The 12,181-nt window shown below is 62.9% G+C and carries 10 protein-coding genes; 5 read left to right on the top strand and 5 right to left on the bottom strand.

Annotation, left to right across the window (positions count from 1 at the left end; genetic code table 11):
- Window positions 1-129: 129 nt before the first annotated feature.
- From BM416_RS05805 to dsbD, 4 genes are all read right to left on the bottom strand, one after another.
- A complete protein-coding gene (locus tag BM416_RS05805) occupies window positions 130-1,473 on the bottom strand; it encodes a hypothetical protein (RefSeq protein ID WP_092486461.1) in 1,344 nt (447 codons plus the stop codon).
- Window positions 1,474-1,619: 146 nt separating this feature from the next.
- Complete coding sequence (dsbG, locus tag BM416_RS05800) at window positions 1,620-2,381, bottom strand: thiol:disulfide interchange protein DsbG (RefSeq protein WP_092486458.1); 762 nt, start codon at window positions 2,379-2,381, stop codon at window positions 1,620-1,622.
- Window positions 2,357-3,208 carry a TlpA disulfide reductase family protein gene (locus BM416_RS05795; RefSeq protein WP_065927226.1) on the bottom strand — a complete coding sequence of 284 codons (852 nt, stop codon included), beginning with the start codon at window positions 3,206-3,208 and terminating at the stop codon, window positions 2,357-2,359. The genes dsbG and BM416_RS05795 overlap by 25 nt, the downstream gene beginning before the upstream one ends.
- The gene (gene dsbD / locus BM416_RS05790; protein WP_092486455.1) at window positions 3,208-4,935 is read right to left on the bottom strand and encodes a protein-disulfide reductase DsbD; all 1,728 of its coding nucleotides are present in this window, start codon (window positions 4,933-4,935) and stop codon (window positions 3,208-3,210) included. Before dsbD ends, BM416_RS05795 begins: the two co-directional genes overlap by 1 nt.
- Before the next feature lie 176 nt (window positions 4,936-5,111).
- Between dsbD and BM416_RS05785 the strand changes: the two genes are divergently transcribed.
- From BM416_RS05785 to BM416_RS05765, 5 genes are all read left to right on the top strand, one after another.
- Window positions 5,112-5,792, top strand: a complete 681-nt coding sequence (locus BM416_RS05785; protein WP_027603901.1) for a response regulator — start codon at window positions 5,112-5,114, stop codon at window positions 5,790-5,792.
- Complete coding sequence (locus BM416_RS05780; protein ID WP_092486452.1) at window positions 5,789-7,111, top strand: ATP-binding protein; 1,323 nt, start codon at window positions 5,789-5,791, stop codon at window positions 7,109-7,111. The genes BM416_RS05785 and BM416_RS05780 overlap by 4 nt, the downstream gene beginning before the upstream one ends.
- 123 nt (window positions 7,112-7,234) lie before the next feature.
- On the top strand, window positions 7,235-8,002 hold the full coding sequence (locus BM416_RS05775; RefSeq protein WP_092486449.1) for an N-acetylmuramoyl-L-alanine amidase: 768 nt from the start codon (window positions 7,235-7,237) through the stop codon (window positions 8,000-8,002).
- 149 nt (window positions 8,003-8,151) lie between these two features.
- Window positions 8,152-9,546: an aspartate aminotransferase family protein gene (locus tag BM416_RS05770; RefSeq protein WP_092486446.1), complete on the top strand. Its 1,395-nt coding sequence runs from the start codon at window positions 8,152-8,154 to the stop codon at window positions 9,544-9,546.
- Window positions 9,547-9,628: 82 nt separating this feature from the next.
- Window positions 9,629-9,850 carry an MbtH family protein gene (locus BM416_RS05765; RefSeq protein ID WP_027603905.1) on the top strand — a complete coding sequence of 74 codons (222 nt, stop codon included), beginning with the start codon at window positions 9,629-9,631 and terminating at the stop codon, window positions 9,848-9,850.
- A 120-nt stretch (window positions 9,851-9,970) separates the two neighbouring features.
- Here BM416_RS05765 and BM416_RS05760 read toward each other — a convergent pair whose 3' ends face one another.
- Window positions 9,971-12,136, bottom strand: coding sequence for a mechanosensitive ion channel family protein (locus BM416_RS05760; protein WP_092486443.1), 2,166 nt, complete (start codon window positions 12,134-12,136; stop codon window positions 9,971-9,973).
- Between the last annotated feature and the right edge of the window lie 45 nt (window positions 12,137-12,181).

Raw genomic sequence — 12,181 nt, 5'->3', positions numbered from 1 at the left:
CCAGGGCGTGCTTGCGCTGTCACGGACCCGGGTGACGGTGGGCCTGCGAAAGCACGTTCCACCCGAAGCCTGTAAGTCACCGGATAGCAGACAGGGCCGAGCTTCGGCCATCCGGTGCTTAGTGAGCACTCAGCGTGGTTCTTTGGTTTCGTCTCCCTCATGCCAGATCGTCAATGAGTCAACGCATCCGTGATGGCTGCTCACTAGTTTGACTTTTGTAATGTACTCATTCCCGGCGGCGGCGAACTCGACCCAGCCGGGCGCAGTGACGGCAACATGGTGCAGTTCGTTATCGTATTCATTGTAGAAAGTTGCTGACAGGCGGTGAATCTGAGTGGAGGAGTAAGCAAAGCGCAGCCGCTTGCATTTCCACTTCAGATGCATAAACACATACTGACTTTGTTCGGTTGGCGAGTGGCCACAACGCAAGGCCAATGACATTCCAGTGACCATTCCCGGCACCGTCTCTCCTGCTCCCCTGACCACATGAAGACCGATACCATGATAGGAGCCCAACGGTAACTCAAGCCTCATCAGTCGGGTATGGATACTGCTCCCGACGCGCAGGAACTGCTGCGTCAGGTAGTTATTGAAATCATCGCTTTCGACGATAGGTTCTATGGTCGGGTCGACCCGTAGCCTGACGGTAATGCGAGGGGTAATTTCATGCGCGTTTTCTGGAAGATGAGAACCATAGGCGGGATCGGGCACCGGCGCGGGGGGCTGCGGTTCGGAGCCGGCGAATATGACGCCGACATGAAACGTCAGCGCCGAATAATCTTCACGTCTGGCCATCCACCCTCGCGGAATCTTGAATGTAAAGACATGACCGGCATGGGCTTCCGAGGCGTTGACAATATAGCCTTGGGCAACCCACGAGTATTGGTATTCAGGCTTGTGCTGATCTCCGGCAACGTTGACATACAGGCGTTGACCTTCCTGAATCAAAGGCCACGCTTGGATCTGGAGCGTCGCGTCCCCCTCGAAGGTATGCATATCCAGGGTCCGGTCGTTTGGATTGCCCGTGGCTTCGAGCACCACCGGTAGCGAATCGTGTAAATCCGCTTCCCTGATATGTTGCACTTGCAACTCCAACACGTGAGACTTTTTAAGTTCCCCCGCAACCATGGCAGTGTAATAAATCAGTACGGTATGCCCAACGCTCAGGCTTACCCATTGCCATGGAATTGGAATACGGGCAGTCCCGGTAGGACTACCGGGCCATTCAATGGGTGTGAACGCGGGATCCTCGTGATCCTTGATGGCCCAAAACAGCGTTATGGGTGAGTGGTCCATTCCGGCGACAGTAATCGTTGCGGTCGTTCCATCAGCCGCATCGAGGGGGTACAGCAGGCTGTTGTTTTGGGTATTTCCGATGATCGGGTAGGGTAGAAAATCATCAGTAGCCGTACCGGTTGTTTTTTTCGCTTTTCCACTGCTCATAATCAGCACTCCTTCAAGGTATTCAATCATTGGCAAAGGCTCTAGCGCTCGACTTGCCCCAACGATTCAATGCCTGAAAAAAGTGCTGGTCTACTGTCAGACTTGACAGTGGAGGGCGAAAAATCTACATCTTCTGACCAGCGGTTGCTCGCTGAGTAAACTGGCGTGATAGGCGCTTATTTAGGCCCCATAATCTTCCCCAACTTCTCCGGCGACGGCGCCCCTTGCTGTTGCTGCAAGCCGCCCTTGTCATCCAGGTAGAAAATCGCCGGCGTCGCCGACAGTTCCAGCTCATCCATCAACTTCATATTGGCATCGAGCTTGGCTTCGATGTCCGCCGGGATCTTGGCCAGCGCCTGCAATTTGCTGCCCTTGCCGGCGGCTTCGTGTTCTTCCAGGGCCTTTTGCGGGTCCTTGGCGGCGAACAGGGCGGCCGACTTGGCGGCGCTGTCTTCGCGGATGATGCCGACCATGATGTGGCGCAACTGCACCTTGCCGGCTTTTACCCATGGCCGCGCCTGTTCCCAGAACATATTGCAGTACGGGCAGTTGGGGTCGCTGAACAGGTAGACGATGCGCGGTGCCTTAACGTCGCCGTCCTGGATCCAGCTGCTTTTTTCCATCTTGGCCCAGACTTCCTTGGCCATCGGCGCGTACACCAGTTTTTCCAGGGGCGCGCTGCTCAGGTCATTGCCCTGGGCGTCGTACAGGTTGCCGGCGATTACGCTCTTGCCGTCGGCGGTCAGGTACAGCGCCATGCCGCGGTTCTGGTACTGCGCGGCGTAGCCGGTGAGGCCGCTGGGGGCGTCGAACTTGCCGAGGATTTTGGCGCCCTTGGCCTCGATCTGTTTGATCGGTGCCGGCCAGTCTTCGGCCTGGGCCAGGGTGGCCGCCAGCGTCAGCGGCAGCAGGGTCAGCAGGTGGCGGAGGCGAGGCATGTCGGTTTCCTTGTGGCGGCAGGGGCGGTGTCGAAGGGTTCCATGGCACGGGCCAGGCTGGCCTGGGATAACTCGCCCAGGTGGCTGTTGATCAGGCGCCCGTCGGCTTGGTAGAACAGCGTGGTAGGCAAGGCCATGGAGCCCACGGCCTGGCCGAGGCGGCCGCTGGCGTCGAACAACACGTTGTCGAGGGTCAGGCCCTGGGTGGCGAGGAAGGTGCTGACGCTTTGCATGCTTTCGGCCTGGTTGACGAACAGGAAGGTCACGTCGGGGCGCATGCGCTGGGCGTTTTCCAGCACCGGCATTTCGCGGCGGCACGGCGGGCACCAGGTGGCCCACAGGTTGATCACCAGCGGACCGCCTTGGTAATCCGCCAGTTGCACCACTTCGCCATTGGCGTTGCGCAAGGTGATGTCCGGCAGGCGTGTGCCTTTTTCATACACGCTCAAGGACAGGCTGGTCATGCCCCAGAACACCAGCCCGGTGATGACCCCGGCACTCAGGGGCTTGCGCAGCGCCGGGCGACGCCAGCCATAGAGCAGTGCACCGAGGATCAGGGCGACGATACCGGGCCAGGCGAGAAAACCGCCGTCGCGCAGGTCGACCATCTGCAGCCAGTCATTGCTGTAGTAACTCCAGTACATCAGCACGAAGCTGACGCGGGCCGCCAGCATGCCCAGCAGGAACAGGCTGAACAGCACCGATTCCGGATTTTCACCGCCACGCTTGGCCACGCGCCAACCCACCAGGGTGGCGAGAATCAACGCGCTGATCAGCAGGATGTGATTCAGGGCGATGGCGAAGGTGCCGATGGTCAGGGTCAGCATCAGAGGGCGTCCCGGGCTTGAGTCCAGCGTTGCAGGAAAGCGGCGGCATCCACTTCGCCGGTGATGCGCTGGGCGCGGCGTTCCTCACCATCAGGGCCGATCCACACGAAGCTGGGCGGCCCCGGCACCTGGTAACGGCCCAGCAGTGCGCGGCTGGCGGCGTTGTCGGCGGTGACGTCGAGGCGCAGCAGGCGTACATCCTTCAGCGCGTCGAGCACTTCGGGTTTGCCGAACACCTGTTTTTCCATGATCTTGCACGACACGCACCAGTCGGCGTAGTAGTCCAGCAGCACCCATTGGCCCTGGGCCTTGGCGCTGTCGAGCTGGCCTTGCAGCACGCCGGGGTCATTGATGGTCATGAAGGCTTCGTGGGCGCTGGGTGCGGCAGTGGTCCGCGAGCCGCTGTAGACCTTCAACGGTTGCCACAGGTCATCGCTGCCACCCGCCGCACCCACCAGCAGCAGGCCGCCCCACACCCCCACGACCACGGAACCGGCGCCGAACAGCATGGCGACCCGCCCGAAATCCTGGGCCAGGCGCCAGCCGCAATAGGCCATGGACATGGCCAGCACGCCCCACAGGCCGAGCCACAGGCTTTCGTCGATCACCGGGCGAATCATCAGCACGGCGGTGGCCAGGAACAGGAAGCCGAAGATGCCCTTGAGCACATTCATCCAGGTGCCCGGCTTGGGCAGGAAACGGTTGCCCACGGTCACCAGCAACAGCAGCGGCACGCCAATGCCGATGCCCATGGCGAACAGGATCAGGCCGCCGTGCAGGGCATTGCCGCTCTGGGCGATATACAGCAATGCACCGGCCAGGGGCGCGGTCATGCACGGCCCCACCAGCAGGCCGGACAACGCGCCGAGCACCCCGGCGCCGACCAGGCTGCCGCCGCTCTGGTTGCGGCTGACGTTATCCAGGCGATCGCGCAAGGCCACGGGCAGTTGCAGTTCGAAGAAGCCGAACATCGGCAGGGCGAGGATCACGAACAAGGCGGCGAAGCTGCCGAGGATCCACGGGGTTTGCAACAGCGCCGCGAGGTTGGCGCCGAGCAGGGCGGCGAGTACGCCAAGCGCCGCATACACCAGCGCCATGCACACCACGTAGCTGCCGGCCAGGGCAAAGCCGCGACGCGGGCTGGCGCCACTGCCCACCACCAGGCCGGCGAGGATCGGCAGCATCGGCAACGAACACGGGGCAAACGCCAGCAGTAGGCCCAGGCCGAAGAATACCAGCAGGCTCCAGCCCAGGCTGCGTTGTTGCAGGCCGCTGGCCAGGCTCTGGTCCTGGGCTTCGGCAGTGGCCGCAACGGCGGGGTTGCCGCCCAGGTCCACGCTGATCGACTGCGGCGGATAGCACAGCCCTGCGTCGGCGCAGCCCTGCCAGCCGAGCTTGACCTGGCCGGTGACACCGGCGGGGATCTTCACTTCCAGGCCCTGGCGATACACTTCCTGCTCGCCAAAGAACTCGTCGCTATGGGCTTCGCCTTGCGGCAGCACGGGCTTTTCGGCCAGGCCATCGAACTTCATGCGCTGCTTGTACAGGTAATAACCGTCGGCAATCTGCCAATACAGCTGGGTCTCGCCACTTTCAAGACGTTCGGAGGTAAAGGTGAAAGCCTTGCCCACCGGGAGGAAATCAGGTTTGGTCTCAAACGGATTGCCCGGCGCGGCCTGGGCGAACCCCGCGAATAACACCAGCAGAAAGGTAAACAGATGCCGCATGGTCAAGCCTTAGTTCGATGCAAGTGAGGCACACAATGTGTGGCGTTGATTAACCGATGATTAACCGGGCGCTATTCTAAAGTGTAGGGATTATCTGAGCTTGCATCTTTTCACGGCATAATCTGCGCTTAATCCGCTGCACTTTTAATCCCCCCATCTTTCATGAAGGGTTCAGCATGCACGTACTGGTCTGTGAAGACGACGAACTGATCGCCAGCGGCATCGTGGCCGGCCTCGGTGCCCAGGGCTTTACAGTCGAGCGCGTGGCCACGGCCGCCGCTGCGCGCGCAATGCTCAAGGCGGCGACCTTCGACATCATGGTGCTCGACCTCGGCCTGCCCGACGAAGACGGCCTCAAGCTGCTGCAACAGCTGCGCAGCCAGGGCCTGGAGATTCCGGTGCTGATCCTCACCGCGCGGGATTCGGTGACCAACCGCGTCGACGGCCTGCAAGCCGGTGCCGATGACTACCTGCTCAAACCCTTCGACCTGCGCGAATTGGCCGCACGCCTGCAAACCCTGCTGCGCCGGATGGCGGGGCGCAGCGTCAACCTGATCGAGCACGGCCGGCTGACCTACGACCCGAGCAGCCGCGAAACCCTGTTGGGCGGCCAGCCGGTGGACCTGTCCCGGCGTGAACAGGCACTGTTGCAGGCCTTGCTGCACAACAAAGGTCGGGTTCTGTCCAGCGAGCAACTCAAGGACAGCGTCTACGGCTTCAACGATGAACTGGAAAGCAACGCCCTCAACGTGCATATCCATCACCTGCGGCGCAAGTTGGGCAATGGCATCGTCGAGACCGTGCGCGGCCTGGGTTATCGCCTCGGCCCGGCAGACGATGGCGAGAACGTTTCGTGAAAAGCCTGCGCCTGCGCCTGACGTTCAAGCTCGGCGCCGCGTTTGTACTGATCTGGGCCCTGGCGGCGGCCTGGATGCTCAACGACCTGCGCAACCAGATGATGTTCTCCCTCGACCAGCGTCTGGTGGCGTCGGCGCGCATGGTGGCGGGCCTGACCGAGCAGATGCCGGGCCTGGCCAGTGTCAGCGGCGGCGCGCATTTCAGCGCCGAGCAACTGAATGTGCCGGGGGGCATGGCCTGCCAGGTCAGCTCCTTGCGCGGGGAAATCCTCGCCCGCAGCCACACCACGCCGGATGAGGGCCTGGAGTCGCGCAAGAGCGGCTTTCGTGACCAGGTCATCGACGGCGTGGGCTGGCGCAGTTTTACCCTGTCCCGTGGCGACCTGTTGATCACTACCGCCGACCGCCAGGTGGAGCGCGAGGCGCTGAACCTGTCGATCCTGCTCGCCGCCTCGGTGCCGGTGGGCGTGGCGATGCTCGGTTGCCTGTGCCTGTTGTGGCTGGGTATCGGCCAGAGCCTGCTGCCGCTCAACCGCATGCGTGACGCGCTGATGCGCCGCAGTGCCGATTCCCTCGAACCGTTGCAGATCCACCCGCTGCCCAGCGAGCTCAAGCCGCTGCTCGACACCCAGAATCAACTGCTGCAACGCATCGCCAAGACCATCGAACGCGAACGCCGCCTCACCGGCGACGCCGCCCACGAGCTGCGCAGCCCGCTGACGGCGATCAAGACCCACCTGCAAGTGGCGCGCATGACCGAGGGCGCGGCCCGCGACCAGTCCCTGGCCCATGCCGAGGAGGGCGCCGACCGCTTGCATCGCACCCTGGAGCAATTGCTGCTGTTGGCGCGGGTGGAAGGCAGCCTGTCATTCGACGATGGCTTGCAGTCCAGCGCCGAGGAAGTCGCGCGGCTGGCAATCCAGGATGCGAATGCCGGCGATAATGGGCGTATCGACCTGAACCTGGCGGATAACCTCAGCGAAACCCCGGTGGACATGCCGGTGGGCCTGGCGGTCGCGGCCCTGCGCAACCTGCTGGACAACGCCCTGCGCCATACACCTGCAGACACACGGGTGGAGCTCACTGTGTTCACCGCCGCCGACCACGTGATCTTCCGCGTGCGCGACCACGGCAAGCAGATCTCCCCCGAAGACCTGCAATACCTCACCCAACGCTTCTGGCGCAACGGCAACAGCGAGGGTTGTGGCCTGGGCCTGGCGATCGTGCAGGCGATCGTGCAGCGCTGTTCCTGCTCGTTGACGTTCGACAGCCAGGCGGATGGCCTGCGCGTTGACCTGGGCATGCCGTTGCGGCGCTGACCGCGTTTTTTCACAAGCCAAATAATTACCGCCCGCTTGAAGTGCAAGCCTTCAGGATGGCGGTAATTTTTTTGCGCTTGAACGGGCCGAAAGACTCGGCCTGTATTGAAAAGGACGGTTCTTATGTTGGTCATCGATACCAGTTTCCCCGCCAGGGATTTCAACGAACGTCACGGCGAACCCGTGCAGCAGGTGATCCTGCATTACACCGCGGCGCCGTTCGCCTCCTCCTTGCGCACCCTGACCCGGAACGGGGTCAGCGCGCATTACCTGCTGCCAGATCCCCATGAGCCCGGCTACCGCGCCGCCGGGTATGACGAGTTGCGCGTGTTTCGCCTGGTGCACGAAAACCAGCGCGCCTGGCATGCCGGGGCGAGCCACTGGGGTGGGCGCGATAACCTCAACAGTCGGGCGATCGGCATCGAGATTGTCAACCTGGCTCGGGATGACGGTGGCGTCTTCACCTTCCCCGCGTACGGCCAGGAGCAGGTGGCGGTGTTGATTGCATTGCTTCGCGACATCCTTGGGCGTTATCCGCAGATCGGACCGGCCGACATCCTCGGGCACTCGGATGTGGCGTACTGGCGCAAGAGCGACCCGGGACCGCGCCTGCCGTGGCGCGGTTTGTTCGAAGCGGGAGTCGGGGCGTGGTTCGACGAGTCGACGCGGGCCATGTACCAGCGCCGGTTTTGTGTCGGGCTGCCGCCTGAAGTGGAGGTGGAGCGGGCATTTCAGCGCTATGGCTATAAGCCGGCGCAGAATCGCCAGGCGTTCGAGCAGCGCACCCGGGCGTTTCAGATGCACTTTCGGGCGCGGGATTATTGTGGTGTGTTGGATGCCGAGACCTGCGCGATCCTGTATGCCCTGAATGAAAAGTACCGCGGACTTTGACCTCATCCATCAGTCAACCATCACTGCCCCCTAAATCCTTTTCTCGCTGGTGCGTTTCCAGAACAGGAAATCCGTGCGCATGCCCTTGGGCCAGACGCCAACGGATCGGCAGTTTGGTCACCATCATCCGCGTATTGAGGGATCGAGAGATGTCAGTCGCTACCAGCCGTATCGAAGATACCCAGGTGCATGAAACGCTTTATCAGTTCGACGAAAGCCCACTGCTGGCCCGCCAGCGCCAGCAGGAATCCAACGCCCGCAGTTACCCACGGCGCATTCCCCTGGCGCTCAAGCGCGCCAAGGGGATCTACGTGGAAGATGTGGAAGGCCGCAGCTTCATCGATTGCCTGGCCGGCGCCGGCACCCTGGCGTTGGGGCACAACCACCCGGTGGTGATCCAGGCCATCCAGCAAGTGCTGAGCGACGAACTGCCCTTGCACACCCTGGACCTGACCACGCCGGTCAAGGACCAGTTCGTGCAGGACCTGTTCGGCCTGCTGCCGGCGGAGTTGGCGCGGGAAGCCAAGATCCAGTTCTGCGGCCCCACCGGTACCGATGCCGTGGAAGCGGCGTTGAAATTGGTGCGCACTGCCACGGGGCGCAGCACGGTGCTGTCGTTCCAGGGCGGTTATCACGGCATGAGCCAGGGCGCGTTGAGCCTGATGGGCAGCCTGGGGCCGAAAAAACCCTTGGGTGCCTTGCTCGGCAATGGCGTGCAGTTTTTGCCGTTCCCTTACGACTACCGTTGCCCGTTCGGTCTTGGCGGCGCAGAAGGCGTGCGGGTCAACCTGCATTACCTGGAAAACCTGCTCAACGACCCGGAAGCCGGGGTGTTGCTGCCGGCGGCGGTGATTGTCGAAGTGGTGCAGGGCGAGGGCGGGGTGATCCCGGCCGATCTCGACTGGCTGCGCGGCCTGCGGCGCATCACCGCGCAGGCCGGCGTGGCGTTGATCGTCGATGAGATCCAGAGCGGTTTCGGCCGTACCGGCAAGATGTTTGCCTTCGAACACGCCGGCATCATTCCGGATGTGGTGGTGATGTCCAAGGCCATCGGCGGCAGCCTGCCGTTGGCGGTGGTGGTCTATCGCGACTGGCTCGACACCTGGCTGCCGGGCGCCCATGCCGGGACATTCCGTGGCAATCAGATGGCCATGGCGGCCGGTTCGGCGGTGATGCGCTACCTCAAGGAGCACGACCTGGCCGGCCATGCGACCGCCATGGGCGAGCGCCTCGGCGAACACCTGCGCATCCTGCAGCGTGACTACCCGCACCTGGGGGATATTCGCGGGCGCGGGCTGATGCTCGGCGTGGAATTGGTGGACCCGGACGGCGCCCTGGATATCCAGGGCCACCCGCCGGTGCATCGCCAGCTGGCGCCGCTGGTACAGCGCGAATGCCTCAAGCGCGGCCTGATCCTCGAGCTGGGCGGCCGGCATGGCAGCGTGGTGCGCTTCCTGCCGCCACTGGTGATCACCGCCGCCGAGATCGACCGCGTGGCCGAGATCTTCGGGCGCGCCCTGGCGGCAGCCGTCGCCAGCCTCTAATTTTTTGGCGTGTTGGTACGTTTCTACAGATATCAGCGCTGCGCGTGGTGCGCAGCCAGCCTTTGAGCGATGGAGAACAGCAATGACCTCAGTATTTGACCGCGACGACATCCTTTTTCAGGTAGTGGTCAACCATGAAGAACAGTATTCCATCTGGCCCGACTACAAGGCCGTGCCGGAAGGCTGGCGCACCGTGGGCAAGAGCGGCCTGAAGAAAGAGTGCCTGGCCTACATCGAAGAAACCTGGACCGATATGCGTCCGTTGAGCCTGCGCCAGAAGATGGACGGCGCAACGCTGGCCTGACGCAAAACCTGCAGTAGGCCGGCCTGTCGTGGTGGGCGGGCCTGTTGTGGCAAGCGGGCTTTTTGTGGTGAGCGGGGCAAGCCCGCTCACCACAATATGCTCACCACATTCGCCATGACCTTACGCGTTCTTGTCTTTCTCCAACCCCCCCGCAGCCCCCGTCACCACCTGCACACTCAAGCGCGGCGTGGCCAGGTCCAGCCCGGCTTCATCCAGATGCCGCTTCAGCGACAGGTTGAACGCCCGCGACACTTCCCACTGCTTGATCGGCGCCGTCTTGAAGCGCGCGCGCAGGATCGCACTGCCTGACTCGAAGCTTTCCACCCCCTGGATCTCCAGTGGCGACCAGATATTGCGGCGTTGCAGCGGATCGTTGCGCATTTTCTGGCCGACATCGCGCATCAGCTTGATCGCGTCGTCGATTTCCATGTTGTACGGGATCGCCACCCGGAAGATCGCGTAGCCGAACTCCCGCGAGTAGTTCTTGATGCTCTTGATCTCGCTGAACGGGATGGTGTGCACGATGCCGTCAATGTCGCGCAGGCGTACGGTACGGATGGTCAAGCCTTCGACGGTGCCGAGGTGGCCGCCGACGTCCACGTAGTCATCGATGGCCAGGGAGTCTTCGATGATGATGAACAGGCCGGTGATCAAGTCGGCCACCAGTGACTGCGCACCAAAACCGATGGCCAGGCCGATCACACCGGCACCGGCCAGCAGTGGCGTGACGTTCATGCCCATGTTTGCCAGGGCGACAATGGCGGCAATGATGAAGATGGTCACGAACAGCACGTTGCGGATCAGCGGCATCATGGTCTGCGCGCGGGCATTGGCCAGGCCTTTGCGCGAGCGGGTGAGAGCGTGATGGATGGCGGTGTCGCTGAGGATCCAGATCAACCAGGCAAATAGCAGGGTGCCGCCCAGGCCGAACAGCTTGACGCTGATTTCATGGCCGTCGCCTTCGGTAAAGCGGATCAGCGACAGGCCCCAGACCCGCAGCCCGAGTTCGATAAACACCAGCCACACCACCAGGTGGGCGAGGGTGTAGACAAAGCTTTTCAGGCGTTCGGAGTACAGCGCATGGCGCTTGTGCCCCCGTTGGGGCTTGAGCGCATGGCGTCGCACCAGGCCGTTGATCACCATGCACAACACCAGCAACACCGTGCACAACAGCGACTGGCGCAGGGCGGTGCTGGTGTCGCCGGCGGAGACGAACGTGGCGAACAGCGAGATGCCCACCAACAACAGGGCGGGGATGTACCAGAAGGTGCCGATAATCTCGATGGTATCGCTGAGGGCCCGGCGGGTCAGGCGGCGCGACAGGGGCTGGTTGCGGATCAGGTGGGCGATCGGCCGACGGAAACGCAGGATAAACACGCCGGTGGACAGCGCGGCCATCACATTGGCGACCGTGGCCGCCGTATGGGCCAGGTGCTGGCCGAGCGCAGCCACCAGCCGCGGGTCGCTCAAGGCTTCACCGAAGGCGGCAAAGCTGCCGATCCACCACAGCGGGCGGAACGCCTGGTGGCGCAGGATATACAGCGCGCGGTGGCGGTGCGGGCCGTCGAGCAGGGAGAAGGCAATCACGCAGATCGCCGAGAAGCAGGTGCCGACCACCAGCGCATACGCCAGCACCATTGCCAGGGATTTGCCCAGGGACGAGGGCAAGGCGTAGCTCAGGTAAACCGTGATCACCAGTGCGATCAGCCAGGGCCCCAGCTTGCGCAGGGCGAAGCGCAGCATGTCCCAGGTACGCGGGTGTTGCGGCAGTTCCTCGGGCAGGCCGAAGCGCTCGCGTACCCGGTGGCTGAGCCAGATCAACGCGGCTGCCAGCAGGCTCCACACCGCCAGGATCACTGCAAAGCCGAAAATGATCGGTAGCCATTCGCTGGCCGGCAGCATCAGGGCGCTGAGTTCATCCTTGGCCAGGTCGATTTCATTCGACCAGCGCCCCAGCGGGCTGTCGGCGCCGGAGAACTGCTGCTCCAGGCCCGACAGCGTACTGCCGATCAGCCCGAGCACGCCTTGCTCGGCGGCGGGCTGGGCCTTCTGGGTAGCGGCGCGCAGCTTCTTCAAGTCGCTCAGCAACTGGGTGCGTTGCTGGTCGTTTTCCAGGGTCTTGATCACCTCGTCCAAGGACTGCCCCAGCGGCACTTCGGCTTGGGGTTGGGTCTTGTTGGTGCCGAGCAGCCCGGGCAGGCCCACCGCTTGGGCGGACGAGAACGGCAGCAGCGTGAGCAGGGCGATCAGGAAACAGCAGGGCAGGGCAAACAGACGGGAAAGCACGAGGCGGTCAACCTTGGAAACGACGGGTTGAGCGAGTGTACGAGT

This window comes from Pseudomonas sp. NFACC42-2 (assembly GCF_900116055.1).
Taxonomy (GTDB): Bacteria; Pseudomonadota; Gammaproteobacteria; order Pseudomonadales; family Pseudomonadaceae; genus Aquipseudomonas; species Aquipseudomonas marginalis.
The sequence above is the reverse complement of the archived record's forward strand: the minus strand, read 5'-3'. Positions and strand labels throughout refer to the sequence as shown.